Source organism: Rhizobium esperanzae, assembly GCF_014197615.1.
Taxonomy (GTDB): Bacteria; Pseudomonadota; Alphaproteobacteria; order Rhizobiales; family Rhizobiaceae; genus Rhizobium; species Rhizobium esperanzae_A.
In genome coordinates this window covers 86848-103540 of record NZ_JACIFY010000016.1, presented here as the reverse complement: position 1 = coordinate 103540, position 16693 = coordinate 86848, and the positions used below count along the sequence as shown (strand labels likewise).

The 16693-nt window shown below is 62.2% G+C and carries 13 protein-coding genes; 6 read left to right on the top strand and 7 right to left on the bottom strand.

Annotation, left to right across the window (positions count from 1 at the left end; genetic code table 11):
• Nucleotides 1–10 precede the first annotated feature (10 nt).
• Both GGD57_RS20865 and GGD57_RS20860 read right to left on the bottom strand, forming a co-directional pair.
• Nucleotides 11–763: a crotonase/enoyl-CoA hydratase family protein gene (locus tag GGD57_RS20865; RefSeq protein WP_184472179.1), complete on the bottom strand. Its 753-nt coding sequence runs from the start codon at nt 761–763 to the stop codon at nt 11–13.
• Nucleotides 764–774: 11 nt separating this feature from the next.
• Complete coding sequence (locus tag GGD57_RS20860) at nt 775–2553, bottom strand: acyl-CoA dehydrogenase (protein WP_184472178.1); 1779 nt, start codon at nt 2551–2553, stop codon at nt 775–777.
• Nucleotides 2554–2805: 252 nt separating this feature from the next.
• On the opposite strand from GGD57_RS20860, the gene GGD57_RS20855 reads away from it, so the two are divergent.
• Together GGD57_RS20855 and GGD57_RS20850 are read left to right on the top strand one after the other, a co-directional pair.
• On the top strand, nt 2806–3801 hold the full coding sequence (locus tag GGD57_RS20855; protein ID WP_184472177.1) for a transporter: 996 nt from the start codon (nt 2806–2808) through the stop codon (nt 3799–3801).
• A gap of 363 nt (nt 3802–4164) precedes the next feature.
• Entirely contained in the window at nt 4165–4428 is a 264-nt protein-coding gene (locus tag GGD57_RS20850) for a DUF982 domain-containing protein (protein WP_184472234.1), read from the top strand.
• A gap of 259 nt (nt 4429–4687) precedes the next feature.
• Here the strand turns inward: GGD57_RS20850 and GGD57_RS20845 are convergent, their stop codons facing one another.
• Both GGD57_RS20845 and GGD57_RS20840 read right to left on the bottom strand, forming a co-directional pair.
• A complete protein-coding gene (locus GGD57_RS20845; protein ID WP_184472176.1) occupies nt 4688–5173 on the bottom strand; it encodes a BA14K family protein in 486 nt (161 codons plus the stop codon).
• 168 nt (nt 5174–5341) lie between these two features.
• The gene (locus GGD57_RS20840; protein WP_184472175.1) at nt 5342–6586 is read right to left on the bottom strand and encodes an aromatic ring-hydroxylating oxygenase subunit alpha; all 1245 of its coding nucleotides are present in this window, start codon (nt 6584–6586) and stop codon (nt 5342–5344) included.
• 423 nt (nt 6587–7009) lie between these two features.
• Between GGD57_RS20840 and GGD57_RS20835 the strand changes: the two genes are divergently transcribed.
• From GGD57_RS20835 to GGD57_RS20825, 3 genes are all read left to right on the top strand, one after another.
• A complete protein-coding gene (locus GGD57_RS20835; RefSeq protein WP_184472174.1) occupies nt 7010–7618 on the top strand; it encodes a DUF6656 family protein in 609 nt (202 codons plus the stop codon).
• 68 nt (nt 7619–7686) lie between these two features.
• Nucleotides 7687–8661 carry an L-threonylcarbamoyladenylate synthase gene (locus GGD57_RS20830; RefSeq protein WP_184472173.1) on the top strand — a complete coding sequence of 325 codons (975 nt, stop codon included), beginning with the start codon at nt 7687–7689 and terminating at the stop codon, nt 8659–8661.
• 33 nt (nt 8662–8694) lie between these two features.
• Nucleotides 8695–10131: an FAD-binding oxidoreductase gene (locus GGD57_RS20825; RefSeq protein ID WP_184472172.1), complete on the top strand. Its 1437-nt coding sequence runs from the start codon at nt 8695–8697 to the stop codon at nt 10129–10131.
• A 237-nt stretch (nt 10132–10368) separates the two neighbouring features.
• Here the strand turns inward: GGD57_RS20825 and GGD57_RS20820 are convergent, their stop codons facing one another.
• Nucleotides 10369–13704 carry a DUF1217 domain-containing protein gene (locus GGD57_RS20820; RefSeq protein ID WP_184472171.1) on the bottom strand — a complete coding sequence of 1112 codons (3336 nt, stop codon included), beginning with the start codon at nt 13702–13704 and terminating at the stop codon, nt 10369–10371.
• A gap of 300 nt (nt 13705–14004) precedes the next feature.
• On the opposite strand from GGD57_RS20820, the gene GGD57_RS20815 reads away from it, so the two are divergent.
• Nucleotides 14005–14571 (top strand): DUF6101 family protein, encoded by a 567-nt coding sequence (locus GGD57_RS20815; RefSeq protein ID WP_010066354.1) that lies wholly within the window; start codon nt 14005–14007, stop codon nt 14569–14571.
• 78 nt (nt 14572–14649) lie between these two features.
• Here GGD57_RS20815 and ubiA read toward each other — a convergent pair whose 3' ends face one another.
• A complete protein-coding gene (ubiA, locus tag GGD57_RS20810; RefSeq protein WP_184472233.1) occupies nt 14650–15609 on the bottom strand; it encodes a 4-hydroxybenzoate octaprenyltransferase in 960 nt (319 codons plus the stop codon).
• 165 nt (nt 15610–15774) lie between these two features.
• A complete protein-coding gene (locus GGD57_RS20805) occupies nt 15775–16587 on the bottom strand; it encodes a MipA/OmpV family protein (RefSeq protein WP_184472170.1) in 813 nt (270 codons plus the stop codon).
• Between the last annotated feature and the right edge of the window lie 106 nt (nt 16588–16693).

Here is a 16693-nt window from a genome sequence, read left to right as displayed (position 1 = left end):
GCCGCCGGCATCAGCGACGCATGAAGGCTTCGAAAGCGGCCCGGGCCTCGGCGCTCTTGAGGCGCGCCGAGAAATGCCGGGCCTCCTCGTCGATGCGGGCGATGATTTCGCCGCGCTCGCCGCGGATGAGATCGCGGGCGATGCGCAGCGCTTCCGGCGGTTTGGCCGCGAGGCGCGCTGCGGTGGCAAGCGTCAGGCCATCGACCTCCGCGGCTTCAACGACCTTCCAGACCAGACCCGCTTCCTTCGCCTCTTCAGCCGAAAAGGCTTCGCCAGCCGCAAGCAGGGCGAAGGCGCGCTGATGGCCCATCAGCCGCGGCGCGACGAGGCTCGAGGCCGCCTCCGGCACCAGCGCCAGATCGACGAAAGGTGTGCGGAACTGGCTTCGATGCGAGGCGATGGTCAGGTCGCAATGGAGATGGATGGTGGTGCCGATGCCGATCGCGAGGCCATCGACGCCCGAAACGATGGGCTTTTCGGCCTTCACCAGCGCATAGAGGAAATCGAGGAGCTCCGGCCCCAGGCCGCCGCCCATCGCCGCGGCGAGAAAATCGCCCATGTCGTTGCCTGCCGAGAAAGAGCCTTCGGTGCCGAGGAAGGCCGTGGCGCGGATCTCGGGATTGGCGTTCGCCGCATTCAGCGCATCGGTCATCACACGGTACATGGCCCGCGTGATGGCGTTCTTCTTTTCCGGCCGGTTGAAGCGGATGGACTGGACGCCGGGATGGGCGGCCGGCTGCTCGACGACGATATGATCGCTCATTGGTGTTCCTCTCAGGCCAGCAGGATGCGGGCGGCGGCAAGACTTTCCGCGCCGTTGACGACCCGGTCGCGAAGGGCGGCGGTGTCCGCCAGCAGGTTTTCGGCGGCGAAACGGCAGAGGGCGATCCGGCCTTCGCCTCTTCCATCCGCACTCCCAGCGAGGGCGCCCTTGGCGAGATAGCAGCCGGTGAGCACGAGCCCGAACAGGCGCTGGTAGGGTGTCGCGCCGGCGAGCGCTTCAGTGGTCTTGCCTTCGGTCAGCATCTGCAACAGCCAGGCGGTCGCCGCTTCGAGATCAGAAATCGCTGCGTCGAGGCGCACGGCGGTTTCGCCGAAACCGTCAAGATTCGAGCGGCTGATGTCGTCGGCCAGTTCCTTGAGCTCGGCGATTAAGCCTCTCACCTGATCGCCGCCGGAGACCGGCAGTTTGCGGGTGACGAGGTCGATCGCCTGGATGCCGTTGGTGCCCTCGTAGATCGGCGCGATACGGGCATCACGGAGATAACGCGCTGCACCCGTCTCTTCGATGAAGCCCATGCCGCCATGCACCTGGATGCCGAGCGAGGCGACGTCGACGCCGGCATCGGTCGAAAAGGATTTGGCGATCGGCGTCAGCAGCGCGGCGCGCTCCTGCCAATGGCGCTTGCTGTCGCCGGCCCGGTGGGACATGTCGATCGCATGGGCGCAGGCATAGGAGATGGCGCGTGCCCCCTGGGTCAGCGCCTTCATGGTCAGCAGCATGCGGGCGACGTCGGGATGTTCGACGATCGGGCTCATGCCGGCGCCGCTCCAGCCGGGCGCCCTGCCCTGGGTGCGTTCCCTGGCATAGGCAAGGGCTTTCTGGGTGGCGGCTTCCGCGATCGCGACACCCTGCATGCCGACAGCCAGGCGGGCATTGTTCATCATCGTGAACATGCAGGCGAGCCCCTTGTTCTCCTCGCCGACCAGCCATCCGACAGCGCCCTTTTCGGCGCCGAACCGCCCGTCGCCATAGATCATCGTGCAGGTCGGCGAGCCGTGGATGCCGAGCTTGTGCTCCAGCGAGTGGCAGAACAGATCGTTGCGGGGGCCAAGCGAGCCGTCGTCGTTCACCAGGAATTTCGGCACCAGGAAGAGCGAGATGCCGCGGGTGCCGGCCGGCGCATCCGGCAGGCGGGCGAGCACCAGGTGGATGATGTTGTCGGCCGCATCATGCTCGCCCCAGGTGATGAAGATCTTCTGGCCAAAAATGCGGTAGCTGCCGTCGTCGCGCCGTTCGGCGCGCGCCTTGAGCACACCGAGGTCGGAGCCGGCATGCGGCTCGGTCAGGTTCATGGTGCCGGTCCATTCGCCGGAGACCATCCTTGCCAGATATTTCTCCTTCAGCTCAGCGCTGCCATGGGCGCTGACGGCCTCGATGGCGCCCATCGTCAGCGTCGGGGCGAGCGCGAAGGCCATGGAGCCGGAATTCCACATTTCCAGCGCCGCGACATTCAGCATATGCGGCAGGGCCTGGCCGCCGAAAGCTTCGGGCGCCGTCAGCCCGTTCCAGCCGCCGGCGATCCAATTGCGATAGAGTTCGCGCCAGCCGTCCGGCAGCCTGACCTCGCCGCCCTCCAGGCGTGCCCCCTGGCGGTCGCCGATATCGGCTAGAGGCGCTACTTCCTCTGTGGCAAAACGTCCCGCCTCGGAGAGGATGGCATCGACCAGATCGTCGCCGAGATCGCCGAAAAACCCTTCTGAAATCGCCTCGCCCATGCCGGCTACATGCTTCAACGTGAACGCTATTTCTTCGACGGGCGCCTTGTACATGGTTTTTCCTCCGCGGAACCGGCCCACACCTCGGCAAAGCCCCTCCGAGGCAAGGGCTAATTGATTTTTACGTAAACGTCAATTTCGATTTCCCGGTCTGCCATGTGATAGTTTGCCTTTGATAACGCTTGGCTCTTGCAACCTTGCACAAATGAACGTCATGGAGAATCTCTAATGCATGACGCCCGGAAGTGTGCAGGATGCGGCGCGCTTTAAAGGAATGACATCGCCTTCGCAAAGGACCGGCGACCAATGGATACATTGCCCGTCAATATACCCGGCTTCGTCTGGGCCTATCGCTTCTCGCCGGATGAAAAGACGGCGGTGCGGCTGAACAACAGTGCGACGGTGGCGGAACTGACCGCCGACAACTGTTTCTACTGGCTGCACCTCAACCTTGTCGACGCCCGCGTGCCGGCCTTGCTCGAGACGCTCGACGGGCTGACGGAGGACGCGAAATCGGCGCTGACGACGCGTGACACGCATGCGGCGATCACCGTCGACGAGCAGATGCTCTATGGCACGCTCGTCGACTGCCAGCGCGATTTCGCCCAGGATACCAACAATCTCGGCTGGCTGCATTTCGCCATGTCCGACCGCTTCATCATCACCACACGGCTGCAGCCGTTGCGCAGCGTCGAGCGGGCGCGGGCGCTGATCGAGAAGAATCCGGGCAAATTCTCACGGCCGGTCGATCTCTTCGAACTGCTGGTGATCGAGTTTCAGCGCACGCTGATCGCGATCGTCATGGAACTGACCGAAGAACTGAACCAGATCGAGGATATCGTTTACGACAATGCGCCGCGCGACGAACGCCGGCGGCTGGCGCCGGTGCGGCGAACCGTGGTGAGATTGCATCGGCATCTGCGCACGGTGCTGGCGCTGATGCGCCGCGCGGCGGCAGCCGACGACGACGAGATGCCCTTCGGCTTCGACGACGTGGCGCGACGGCTGACGAGTCGGCTGGAAACGGTCGATCACGATATTTATGCGCTGCAGGACCGGGCCCGCCTGCTGCACGAAGAAATCGATTCGAAACAATCCTCCGAAACCAACCGCCATCTCTACCTGCTGTCGATCATGACGGCCTTCCTGCTGCCGCCGACGCTGGTGACCGGTTTCTTCGGCATGAACACGGCCAACCTGCCCTTCGCCGTCGGCGACTACGGCACCGAATACGCCGTCGCGCTGATCGTCGCGTCGATTGCCTTTGCCTGGTGGCTGCTGCGGCGGGTGGATATTCTTTGAGGGTGAAAGGGCGGTAGGCGCTGGGCAACGCCGCTCTTACTCCGCCATGAGTTACGACGTTTAGCACGGGGCTCACCCCACACTCCGTCATCGCAGGGCTTGCTGACCCTGGGATCCACAACCAAGCACGCGGCCCCAATAACTTCCCTGCAGCTGAACGCCATCTCTGTCCACGCAGCGCCGGCCGCATGGATCCTCGGCTCAAGGCCGAGGAGGACGGAGGATGGCGCGATGTTCCGGCCAAACTCACCATCGCTGCAACGCGTTTGCGAGGCCACGCCTACCCCACCTTACTTCACGCCGTCACCCCGGAACGGTTCTTGCACGGTTACTAATGTATTCACCGTGGGGAGACCTAATGTCATGAAATGGTGCACATCCGGAGAATTTGCCCCTCTGATGCTCGTTGTGAGTGGGCCGGAAAAATACAAGCTTGTTGCAACCCTTGGGCAGGCCGCCGAGATGCTGACGGTTTGCTGGCCGATCGACGATGGAGACGAATATCTTATCGCGATCAGGGCATGCCGGGATGCAATTCATGGGGAAATTCCGGCTCAGGACGCGCGAGAAGCGCTTATCCGTGCCGCCGACGAAGCTGGCATTTCGGTGATCACCGTCGTTCACTGAGTTTCGCAGTTGCGCGGGTGAATATTCTTTGAGGGTGAAAGGTTTGGCGTGCCTGTCAGGCGACCGGCGGGCTCTTATTTCATCAACGTCGCGGTACTTGCCACTGAGCTCCCCTCCCCTCCGTCATCCTCGGCCTTGAGCAGCTCAAGGCCGAGGATGACGGAGGATGGGGTAAACGTTCCAACCAAACTCGCCGTCGACCCAACGGACGCGCGGCGTTGCGTCTATCGCTGGGAAGCGGGGCGTGCTTCCTACCGCCTTAATACGGCGAATAGCACTGTTGGCGCGGGCCGTTATAGGGCTGGAAGGTGTTGTCGTAAGCGCGATAGGACCGGTAGCGATTGGCGCACCAGGCGACATGGCTTGAACCCATGCTGGGCGCGGGCTCGACGTAACGCGGAGCGGCGATGGCGCCGCCGATAACTGCGCCGGCGCCGAAGGCAGCGAGCGGATACCAGTAGCCGTTATAATGGCGGTAGCCCGGGCGGTAATAAGAATATCCGCGATAGCCGCCGTAATAGCCGGGCCGGTAATAGGCGCCCGGGCGATAGTAAGCGCCGGGGCGATAGCCGGGCCGGTAATAATCGCCGCGATAGTAGCGGCGGTATTGCACGTTCTCGACGGCGGAGGATTTTTCCACCTGCGGGGCGGTCGGCATCTGGATTGCCTGCGACGACACGAAACTTGTCAGAACGACGGCGGCAGCCAAAGCTGCGGTCGCGATCTTGTTACTCAAACTGAACATTCTTCTCTCCCATTCAACAGCGACTAACCGCCTGCACAGCAACGCTTTCGTGCTCGAATGGTTCCGAAAGCGGCCGGGACCGGCTGCTTTCGTCTTTTTAAAGAAATCGATCTGAACCGGGCATTAACCGGGACGAACCGCGATCAATGCCCATCTTCCGGCGCGTGGTTAGGCGACGGCGGAGATTTTCGCCTGGTCGTCCTGCAGGCGGTTCACCATGAAGTTCGAATACCATTCGAGGAACTGCATGACGCCGCCCTCATGCAGGGAGGAATAGGGGCCGGGCTCATAGGCCGGCGAGTGAATGCCGAAAGCATTCTCCTCGACGATGCGGCGATCCTGGTCGTTGGTCTCGGTCCAGACGTGGGTCAGTTCCTCGAGATTGTAATCCACGCCCTCGACCGCGTCCTTGTGGACCAGCCACTTGGTCGTCACCGCCGTCTCGTTGGCGTTGAGCGGCAGCACCCGGAAGGAGATGGCGTGGTCGCCGAGCAGATGGTTCCACGTCGTCGGATAGTGGAAGAGCAGCATGGTGCCGATACGATTGATCGAGATGTCGTCGGAGATTCGGCGCTGCACGGCCGGCTTTCCGGACATGGTATAGCTTTCGGCATCCTCGATCAGCGGCATGCGGGCGGTGCGGAACTGGCCGTCCGGCGAGATCTGGAACTTGCTCGGCAGGCCGGCGGCCTCGCAGCGCGCCCAATGGCCGGCGATCTCCGGATCGTCGGCGCCGCCGTCCGTGCCGGTGACGCTCGGCGCTTCGGGATAGGTGCGGCAGAGTTCCGGGTGATTGGCGGCGCAGTGGTAGCACTCGCGGTTGTTTTCCCAGACGAGCTTCCAGTTGCCCTTCTCGATGATCGTGCTCTGGAAGGCGACCTTGGTCTCGCCGATCCGGTGCGGCGCCATATAGGGCTCGATCTTGTCGCGCACCGGCTTGAAATCCGGGGCGACGTCGGCGAGGCAGATGAAAATATAGCCTGCGACGCTCTCGCAATGAACGGGCTTCAGGTTGAAGCCGGTTTTGTCGAAATCGTCGCCCATGTGACGGGCAAAGGCAAGTTTGCCGTCGAGATCGTAAGTCCACTGATGATAGGGGCAGACGAGACGCACGGAAGAACCGTGCTCCTTCGTGCAGACGCGCGAGCCGCGATGACGACAGCTATTGTGGAAGGCGCGGATGACATTGTCACGACCGCGGACGATGACGACCGGATAGGTGCCGATCTGGACGGTGAAATAGGCGCCCGGCTTCGGCAACTCGCAATCATGGCCCATGAACAGCCAGTCGCGATAGTAGATCATCTCCATGTCGAGCTTGAAATAATCCTCGTCGGTGTAGAACGGCTGTTCGAGGCTGAAGCCCTCGCGGCGGTTCTTGAGCTGACGTAAAACGTTGCTGCGGATATCCATCTTCATGTCCTCGTGCACCCGGTTGCCGCCTTATGCTGAAGGCCGGCGGAAGCGCGCCCGCTTCCTTCTCCTTCGAGAGAATTGTTCATGGCGGTCATTTAATCACCTGAGCCCATTTAAGCATCTGGGTTGTCTGCCGCTTGGTTGTAATGCGACATCGGCTTCGAAATTGACGACAGGATGCAAGCAGCCCGCCCGGAGCGATCGCATCAGCCGACTCCGCAGGCCATTATCGTCAATTGCGACATGGCGTAAAGACCCGATCCGCAAAGAGCGATGCGGCCAGATGGCCATGATCATCGCATTTGCGACATCGGCGGATATCGGCCCTCCACGCAGGCGGCCACCGGCGCCGTTTTAACACGGCCTTAAGCATACGCTCCTATCCTGCTGACGATCCGAGACCGACGAAGCACGCGAATCATGGCCAAACTCCGGTATTTCGACGCGAAAGAAACGAGCAGATCGCAGGAGCCGCAGCTGGTTGCCGCGCATTCCGAATTCCTGCGTACCGGCCGCATTCCCCGCGAACGGCGGCACTGGCTGGCCGAGGAAAAGCGTTATCTCACCCATGACGAGGTCGCCGCCAAGACCGGACGCAAGCTGCAGGTGGCCGGCGAGAAGACGCATCAGCACATCAACGGCTTTCACCACTCGATCCAGTTTCCGAAGATGATCTTCCACCGGACGCTGGAGGACAGCCCGCATCTCGGCTATTGCCACGTCACCGCGGCACGGACGAAGTTCGCCCATTACGAAGAGGTGAGCTGGGCCTTCTATATCGCCAATTTTTATTCCGATATCGGCGAGAACGACAACTTCTTCGAACGGATCGATGTCGGCTATTCCCGCATGTATTTCGCCGTCGCCATCAAGCCGGGCGAGAACTCCGCGGAAAAGATGACCATCGACCGGTCGGTGCGCGGCAACGGTCTGCTCTTCCGGACCCACGATCCGCAGGCGGCGATCCGCAACATCCTGTTGCTCGGCGCCCGCAACGAACAGCTGCGCGAAATCATCCGCCAATTGTGAACAAACAAGGCGATTGATCGCGGGCGGCGGAAAGCCTAATGACTGCCGGGACCAGACACGGGCAGCAAATGGCACGCATCATCGACATAGAGGCAGACCGGCAGGCGGCGCTCGAGGCCGCCTCGGCCGCGCTCGCCGACGGCTTTGCCATCGCCATTCCGACCGAAACCGTCTACGGCCTTGCCGCCGACGCCACCAATCCGGCGGCGATCACCCGCATCTACGAGACCAAGGGCCGGCCGCGCTTCAACCCGCTGATCTGCCATATGGCCGATCTTGCGATGGCCGAGGAACATGCCGAATTCGACCCCGTGTCGCGGGCGCTCGCCGCAGCCTTCTGGCCCGGCCCGCTGACGCTGGTGCTGCCGCTGAAGCCCGAAAGCCCGATCCATTCGCTGGCGACCGCCGGGCTCGACAGCGTCGGCATCCGTGTGCCGAAGGGTTTTGCGGGCGCCCTGATCGGCGCCTTCGGGCGGCCGCTCGCAGCCCCCAGCGCCAATACGTCGGGCGCGATCAGCGCCACGAGTGCGGCCCATGTCGAGGCCGATCTCGGAGCGAAGCTCCCGTTGATCCTCGATGCAGGCCCCAGCGCCGTCGGCGTCGAATCGACGATCGTCAAGGTGGAGGGCGACCGGCTGAGACTGCTGCGGCCGGGCGGCCTGGCGGCACGCGAGATCGAGCGCGTCGCAGGCAGGCCGCTGCTCAGGGCGAAGACGGCATCAGCGGCCATCGAAGCGCCGGGTATGCTCGTCTCCCATTATGCGCCGGGCGCCGCCGTGCGTCTCAATGCGCGCGCCGTCGAACCCGGCGAAGCGCTGATCGGCTTCGGCAGTGCCGCGGTCTCCGGCGCGGAGGCTGCGCGGATCGTTCTCGATCTCAGCCCGCGCGGCGACCTTGCCGAGGCGGCGGCCAATCTTTTCGACTATATGAAGCGGGCCGATGCCAGCGGGGCATCGAGCATCGCCTTTTCGCCCATTCCCGAAGAGGGGCTCGGAGAAGCGATCAACGATCGCCTGCAGCGGGCAGCCGCACCCCGCGACTGACAGACCTATAGGATGCGAGAGAGGATCGATCTGATGAGCAGCCCCGGCATTTCCCCCGATCTTCTCGCCCGCTTCGCCGCCATCGTCGGCGACAAATACGCGCTTCGCAACGAGGCCGACCTTGCGCCGCATCTGATCGAAAACCGCGGCCTCTATCACGGCTCCTCCCCTCTGCTGCTGAAACCCGGCTCGGTCGAGGAAATCTCCGAGATCATGAAGCTTGCGACGGAGACCGGAACGGCGATCGTGCCGCAAACCGGCAATACCGGCCTCGTCGGCGGCCAGACGCCGCGCGCCGGCAAGGCCGATATCATCCTGTCGCTCGAGCGCATGAACAGGATCCGCGATGTCGATCCGGTGGCCAACGTCCTGGTCGCCGATGGCGGTGCCATCCTGGCCGAGGTGCAGAAGGCGGCCGAGGCGCATGGGCGGCTGTTTCCGCTGTCGCTCGGCTCGGAGGGCTCCTGCCGCATCGGCGGCAATCTTTCCACCAATGCCGGCGGCACGGCCGTATTGGCCTATGGCAATATGCGCCAGCTCTGCCTCGGCCTCGAAGTGGTGCTGCCGACCGGCGAGATCTGGGACGGGCTGCGCCGCCTGAAGAAGGACAATACCGGCTACGACCTGCGCGATCTCTTCATCGGTGCGGAAGGCACGCTCGGCATCATCACCGGTGCGGTGCTGAAGCTGTTTCCCCAGCCGCTCGGCCATCAGGTGGCATTCGCCGGCCTGAATTCGGTCGCGGATGCGCTCGGCCTCTTCAACCTTGCCGCCAGTCTCTGCGGCGCCTCGCTTACCGGTTTCGAGCTGATGCCGCGTTTCGGCGTCGAGATCACCACCCTCCACATCGACGGCGTGCGCGATCCCCTGGACACGGCCTATCCCTGGTACGTACTGATCGACATTTCGACGTCCGACTCGGCCGAGACGGCGGAGCGGATGATGAACGGCGTGCTCGAACAGGGTTTCGAGACCGGGCTGGTGCTGGATGCCGCAATCGCCGCCTCGGTCGCCCAGCAGAAGGCGATCTGGCACATGCGCGAGAGCATGTCGGATGCGCAGAAGCCCGAAGGCGGGTCGATCAAGCACGACGTTTCCGTGCCGGTGTCGCGGATCCCGCATTTCATGGCCGAGGCCGAAGAAGCCGTCATGGCGGCGATGCCGGGCGCCCGCATCTGCGCCTTCGGTCATATGGGCGACGGCAATATCCATTATAATATCTCCCAGCCGGTCGACGCCGACAAACCCGCCTTCATCGCCCGCTGGCGCGAAATGAACCATATCGTCCACGGGCTGGTGCTGGCGCATGGCGGCTCGATCTCGGCCGAACACGGCATCGGCCAGCTGAAGCGCGACGAACTGGCGGCAATCCGCCCGGCGATCGAAATCGACCTGATGCGCCGCATCAAGCGCGCCTTCGACCCGGCTGATATCATGAACCCGGGGAAGGTTGTCAGCCTCGAAGGGTGAGGTTGGCGAACGTCGGCCCGTTCGGCGATATCAGCCTCAGGGAAGGCCCCTCCCCAACCCCTCCCCACAAGGGGGAGGGGCTAACCTGCGGCCCGCATCGGCGGCCAAAAGTCAATGTCTCGCACGCTGTTGCCGTTCCGCTGTCTCCGACGATACGGTTTGTGTAGGACAGCGCCGCGCTCAAGCCCCTCCCCCTTGTGGGGAGGGGTCTTGTTCGCAAAGTATGCCGGAATTACCTTAAGCCTGCTGCGTGCCGCCGCCGGTCAGGAGCTGCAGCGCCGGCGATTGCTGGGTGCTGTTCTGGACATCGTACATGGCGGTGAATCGGCGCAGCAGCTTGTCGACCTTCTTCGGATCCTGGAGATCCTCGAGCTTGACGAAGCGGTTGATCAGGTCGGCCTGCTTGGCGACGTCCATGCCCGATATCTGCGACGGCAGGCTGTAGGCCGTGGTGATCACCTGGTAGAGCGCCTTGTCGCCGAGGATCGAATAAATCGAAGTGATGCTTGGGGCCTTGCGGCTGAAATAGAGCGCCAGGCGGACGCCGTCATTGCTTTCACCCTGCTGCGTTTCCATCGTCTGCTGGACATAGAGCTGCTGGGTACGGTCTTCCGCCGCCTTGTTCTGTATCGTGCCCATCTTGGCGCGGGTCAGATTGCCGTCCTTGTCGAAGTTGAAGGCGGCGACGATATCCTTGAAGCGTGCATCGGCCTTGGTGTTGAGGTAGCTCTTCTTGTCGTCGGGATCGGAGGTGAAGATCTTCTTCAGCGTCGCCTTGTCGTAATCCTTCGGGTCGAGATTATTCGCCTTCAGAACGAGATCGGTCAGGCGGCTGTCGTCGAGGAAATCGTCGAGCGACTTCACCTTCGCCATGCCCTTGGCGAAATAGTCGACCTCGGTCGTCGCGTCCTTGGATGCCTTGTCCTTCACCGGGCCGGCCTTCAGCAGCATGGTGACATGCGCCTTGTAGTCGGTGGCGTATTTGGCCAGGGTCGCGTCGGGCAGCGCCTGGAAAGGGGCGGCCGCCTTGCCGTCGGGGCCGAAGTTGAAGGCGCGGGCGAGATTGGTGATGCGCTCGTCCTTCAGCGAGGCGATATAACCCTTCGGGTCGTAGGCATCGCTCGTCAGGATCTTGCGCATCATCGAGCGCGATACTTCCTGGTCCGTCAGGCCGAAAGCCTGCAGCGCCACATGATAGGGATCCGGCAGGTTGTCGTTGCTCTTGCTGAAATCGGCCGCCTTATTGGTGCGCATGAAGTCGTTGACGGTCTTGATGTCGGAAAAGTTCAACAGGCTGCTGCTGTCGGCCATCATCTTCGAATAATTGGACGCGACCTCGTCGATCGCCTCGTCGCGCTCGTCGTCGTAACGCGCCATATAATTGTCGTTTGTGGTCTGCGCCTGATCGGCCGTCTGGACCGAGCTTACCACCGGCAGCGATCCATCGGCGGCAAAATTGAAATCGGCGTTGAGATCGGCGTGGCCGGCGGCGGCCGCCGCCGTCGCATCGGTCAGAATGCTCTTCAGATCGGCGTTCGAAATGCCGGTCGGCAGATTATAGGTGCTCTTCAGGAAATTGGTGATGGCGTCATCGGCGAGAAGATCGTCGACATTGGCGATCGTCGACATCCGCGCCGAATAGTCGTCCATGCGGGCGCCGGCGGCAAACTTCGTGTCGCGGATCTGGGTGGCCGTCTGCGCGGCCATGCCGTCCTTGAGCGTGCCGTCCGCCTTGAAGTTGAAGGCGGCGGCAACGTCGGCATAGGTGCCGGTGCCGCTCTGGTCGGTGAGGATCGCGCGCAGATTGACGTCGGTGACGGTGGACGGGATACCGAAGGCGTTGCGCACGAAATTGTTCAGCCTGCTGTCCGTCAGCAACTGATCGACATTCGAGATGCCGGCGATCGTCGCCTGGTAATAGACGGCGGCATCGTCGGCCTTGCTTGCGGTGCTGGCGCTTTGCGCAGCCGTCTGCGAGGCGTAAAGGGTCGCGACCGATCCATCCGCCTTGAAATTGAAGAGATCGTGGACGTCGCTGTAACCCTGGGCGCTGGCCGCGGTGCGATCGACGAGGAAGGTCCTCAGCGTCGCATCGGAGACGCTGTCTGCAACCTGCATGCTGGTTCTGAGATAGCTTACCGCCACAGGATCGGACATGATGTCGTCGACATTGGTGACACTGCCGATCATGCTGTTGAAATGCGCTGCGTTCGCCGCCGATTTGTCGGTGGTCGACTTGCGCTGCGCCGCGGTCTGGATCGCCGACCCGTTGATCGAGCCGTCCGCATTGAAGTTGAAGTCGGCATTGAGATCGGCGTGGCCCTGGGCCGCGGCATAGGTCGAATCGGTCAGGATGTTCTTCAGGTCGGCATTGCTGAAACTCGTGCCGAGGCCATAAGCATCCTTGATGTAGCGCGCCATGACGCTATCGGCGAGCAGATCGTCGACATTGGTGATCGCACTCGACTGCGAGGTCACCGAATAATAGTTGGTCGTGCTCGATGCAGCCGACTGCAGTTTGTTCGCCTGGTCGACCGACTGGACGCGCGCCGTGCTGGAAGTCGTCCCGTCAGCCTTGAAGTTGAAAGCATTGTAGACATTGGTGAAACCCATCAGCTGGGCATAACCCGGATCGGTCAGCACCGTGCGCAGCGCTGCGGCGGTGAAGTCGGCGCCCATGCTGTAGGCCGTCGTGATGTAGGAGGTCAGGCGTTTGTCGGCGACCAGATCGTCGACATTGGTGATCGTGCCGATCTTCGCCGTGTAATAGGCCTTGTTGTATTCGGCCGCCGTCGCGCCGACATAGTAGACATCCGAACCGACCGAATTGTCGATGATGACCGACTGGGAATTCAGCGTGTAGGTCTCGATGACCGAGGCCTTCTGCGCGGCGGTCTGCGCGGTGCCGGTGACGGTGCCGTCGGCATTGAAGCTGAACTGGGCGGCAAGCGCCTTGTATTTGTCGCCGCCTTGCGTGTTGACGACGCTTGAGGGGTCGTTGAGATCGCTCGTCAGCACCTGGCGCAGAAAGTCCTTCGACGCATAGGTGGGATCGATGTTGAACGTCTTCAGCACATAGGTGCGCAGCCGGGTGTTGTTGACCAGGTCGTCGACCGTCTGCACGCTGTCGATATTATTGCTGTAATAGGTGCTCTCGGCGCTCGCCGCCTTGTCGGCATCGGCGAAGGACTGCTTGTAGAGGCCGATCATGTCGTCCTCCTGCGCGTCCGTCTGCACATCCTTGGCAGGCGCATTGAAATTGAAGGCGGCGGCGAATTCGCGGTAGCGCGTGTCGGAAAGCTTGTTGGCGTAGCTGTTCGGGTCGGTCAGATCGCTTTCCAGCACCTTCTTCATGAAGGCCTTGGCGTAGGTCATGTCCTCGAGGCCATAGGCCTTCATCGCATAGCTGTAGAGCTTGTAGTCGCCGAGGAAGCCGTCGACGTCTTTGACCTTGTTGATATGGTCGGCGTAGTACTGGGCATCCTTCTTGACCGTCGCCTGAGACGCAACCTTGTTGAGGCTGGACGTCATATCCTTCGACAGGATCGTGTAAGCGAGGGAAGCCGTGATCATGAATAGCGCCCTTTTCGGCAAAATCTCTAAAAGAACGACGAACTGCTGGTGAGCCCATTTTGCCATGGAAAGCTTACCTGAGGCTTACTTCAGGATGCATCATTTCCGCACAGCACACCGTTCACCTTCCGGAAACCCTGCCGGATTCGGTTTTGATAACCATCAGAGGAGGCAAAGTTTTCTTAACCGCAATTTTTAAGCTGTACGGAAGGGCAGGCCCCTATTGTCGGCCATAGAGGACGAAAAGTCCCAAGGAGAAGACCGGAAATCGGCTCTCAGGTAAGACAAGGGTAGAATGACATGAACAATCCCGTAAAGAAGCCGGCCTGGGCCGGCACGACGTTACGCCTCGATCCGTCCCGCTTTCCCCAGCAGGTCAGCTACGCCATCCATGATTGTTCGGATGACGTGAATATCACTATCGACGAACGCGGCGCGGTGCTGCGCAAGGTCCTGCCTTCCAGCGGGCTGCCGCTGTCGATTGCGCTGCCGAAGCGCGTCTTCAAGGGCGTCGCCGCCCGCGCCATCGACCATGGCGACGGCGAGGTTACCGTCACGCTCGAGCTGCACCACGCCGATCCCGAACTCTGCATTCCGCTGCTCGTCGCCCATGATCTCAGCGACATCGCCGCCGACTGGCGCAGCTGGTCGGAAGCCTTCCGCATTCCGATGCTGATGGTCGAGGCCGACGGCGTCGCCCGTCCGCTCGAAGATCATATCGGCGGCCTGCGTACCAGCGATCTCAAGCCGCGCCGCCGCCATTCCTACTTCGCCAATCGCCGCCCGCGTTTCCTCGTGCGCCGCACCACCGGCCAGCTCGGCGTCGCCATGCGGATCGAAGGCAAGGAAATCATCGCCCGCCACTGAGCGATATCGCGACACTTCGTTTCGCAGCATCTGAAACCCGGCGCCCGCGCCGGGTTCGCCGTTTCATCATCGTATCAATCAGGGAATGGCAAACAGCAGCGAGACGAAGAGGCCGAAGAAGATGATCAGGCCGACGCGATTGTTCGATTTGAACAGCGCCAGGCATTGGGCGGCGTCCTCGATATCGAGCCGGACGATCTGCCAGGCGAACATGCCGGCCGCGCCGAGCAAGGCCAGGAAAGCGATGAGATTGGCGCCGGCGAGCGCGAAAGCCATGAACATCAGCACCAGCGTCAGCCCATAAAGGCCGATCAGCCAAAGCCTCGTCCTGTCGCCGAAGAGGCGCGCGGTCGAGCGGACGCCGATCAGTTCGTCATCCTCCTTGTCCTGATGGGCGTAGATCGTGTCGTAACCGATCGTCCAGGCGACGGAGGCGGCATAGAGCAGGACGGACGCAAAGGAAATCCCGCCCAAAATGCCGGCCCAGCCCATCAGCGCGCCCCAGGAGAAGGCGAGGCCGAGATAGAATTGCGGCCAGTCGGTGAAGCGTTTGGCGTAGGGGTAAAGCGCCACGATGCCGAGCGAGAGCACGCCGAGAAAGACGGTGAACCAGTTGAACTGCAAGAGCACGAACAGCCCGACCAGCGCCTGCAGGCCGATGAAGATTTTCGCGTGGGCGCGCGTGACGCGGCCGGAGGGGAGCGGACGCGAACGGGTGCGCGCCACTTCCATGTCGATCTCGTGGTCGACGAGATCATTATAGGTGCAGCCGGCGCCGCGCATGGCGACCGCGCCGATGAAATAGAGGAACAGGTGCGACACCAGCAGGCTGCCGGAATAGAGCCCCTCGCCGATCGCCGCATTGGCGGCAAGTGTGGCCGACCAGAAGCATGGCCACATCAGCAATTGCCAGCCGATCGGGCGGTCCCAGCGCGCCAGCTGCGCATAGGGCCAGAGCCATGGCGGCAGGATCCGGTAGACCCAGTTGTCGGAAGGCGCGTCGGAAACGCGGTCGTTAAGATGGTCGGTATCTCGCATGCCGCCATCTAGCGACCGGCCGGCGATCCGGTCAAGAAGCGATCTCTCCGTCTTATGCATGTCGTTATCCCGGAACCGCTACACGCTTCCGGGCGACATGCATTGAATGTTTGATGCAAGTCGTTATCCCGGAACCGCTACGCACTTCCGGGCGACATGCATTGATCACTGCAGGGAGAAATTGAACTTGTAGGTCGCCGAAACGCCGATCACGATCTGGTTCTTCGAACCGCGGTCGCGCACCAGGCTGCTGTCGGCGGCCGGACCGGCCAGCCGCTTATATTCGAGGAAGGAGCTGGCCGAGAGATTTTCTGTCGCCTTCCAGGTGATGGCCGTTCCCGCGCCATAGGACTGGATGCCCGACGACGGCTTGTAAGGATCAAGGCCGCTTGCCGCGGCATGTTTGGCGCTGACGCCGTAATAGGCGTCGTAATAGCCGGCGGTGGCAAATGTCGCGCGCGGGCCGCCCGACAGCTGCAGGTTCGGCGCGATATCGGTGAAGGCATCGACGGCGAGATCGGCGACGATGCCGTCGTGGGAACGGATACCCTGGCGGACTTCGGCGCGGGCGCGCAGGAAATCTGTGGGGTAAACCTCGACGAAGCCGCCGGCTTCCGCCCCCCATTTGACCTTCCTCAAACCCTTCAGGTCACTATCGTCACCGGCATCGCGCGAGGGGACGAATTTGCCGACGAGGCCGGCGCGGAAGGCGCCCTTGTCGATGAGGGCGAAGGACGGGTTGTCGTTGCGCGAGGAAAAACGCGGGCCTGCACCCTGGCGGCCGACCGAGATCAGCGGGCTGAACTTGAATTCATTATGCGACGAGCCTTCGAATTTCGGAGCGGAGAAACCGGCGACGCCAACGCTCAGATACCAGTCGCCGGACCAGAAGGGCTGGCCGCTTTCCTGCGCGAGCGCCAAAGCTGGGGATGAAAGGGCAATAGCTAAAGAAATCGATAGGACCGATCGATGAGACACGTCCGCACTCCAGAAAAACGCAAAAACAAAGCCGCGGAGGGCGGCGGTGGCTACATTTATCGTGAGGTCGTTACCTCAATGTTAACCACGGAGACAAAGGGCGCTC

Coding starts and splice junctions, on each gene's coding strand:
- GGD57_RS20860 (WP_184472178.1), bottom strand. CDS start 2,553: ATGTACAAGGCGCCCGTCGAAGAAATAGCGTTCACGTTGAAGCATGTA.
- GGD57_RS20825 (WP_184472172.1), top strand. CDS start 8,695: ATGAGCAGCCCCGGCATTTCCCCCGATCTTCTCGCCCGCTTCGCCGCC.
- GGD57_RS20855 (WP_184472177.1), top strand. CDS start 2,806: ATGGATACATTGCCCGTCAATATACCCGGCTTCGTCTGGGCCTATCGC.
- GGD57_RS20830 (WP_184472173.1), top strand. CDS start 7,687: ATGGCACGCATCATCGACATAGAGGCAGACCGGCAGGCGGCGCTCGAG.
- ubiA (WP_184472233.1), bottom strand. CDS start 15,609: ATGCGAGATACCGACCATCTTAACGACCGCGTTTCCGACGCGCCTTCC.
- GGD57_RS20815 (WP_010066354.1), top strand. CDS start 14,005: ATGAACAATCCCGTAAAGAAGCCGGCCTGGGCCGGCACGACGTTACGC.
- GGD57_RS20840 (WP_184472175.1), bottom strand. CDS start 6,586: ATGGATATCCGCAGCAACGTTTTACGTCAGCTCAAGAACCGCCGCGAG.
- GGD57_RS20820 (WP_184472171.1), bottom strand. CDS start 13,704: ATGATCACGGCTTCCCTCGCTTACACGATCCTGTCGAAGGATATGACG.
- GGD57_RS20865 (WP_184472179.1), bottom strand. CDS start 763: ATGAGCGATCATATCGTCGTCGAGCAGCCGGCCGCCCATCCCGGCGTC.
- GGD57_RS20850 (WP_184472234.1), top strand. CDS start 4,165: ATGAAATGGTGCACATCCGGAGAATTTGCCCCTCTGATGCTCGTTGTG.
- GGD57_RS20835 (WP_184472174.1), top strand. CDS start 7,010: ATGGCCAAACTCCGGTATTTCGACGCGAAAGAAACGAGCAGATCGCAG.
- GGD57_RS20845 (WP_184472176.1), bottom strand. CDS start 5,173: ATGTTCAGTTTGAGTAACAAGATCGCGACCGCAGCTTTGGCTGCCGCC.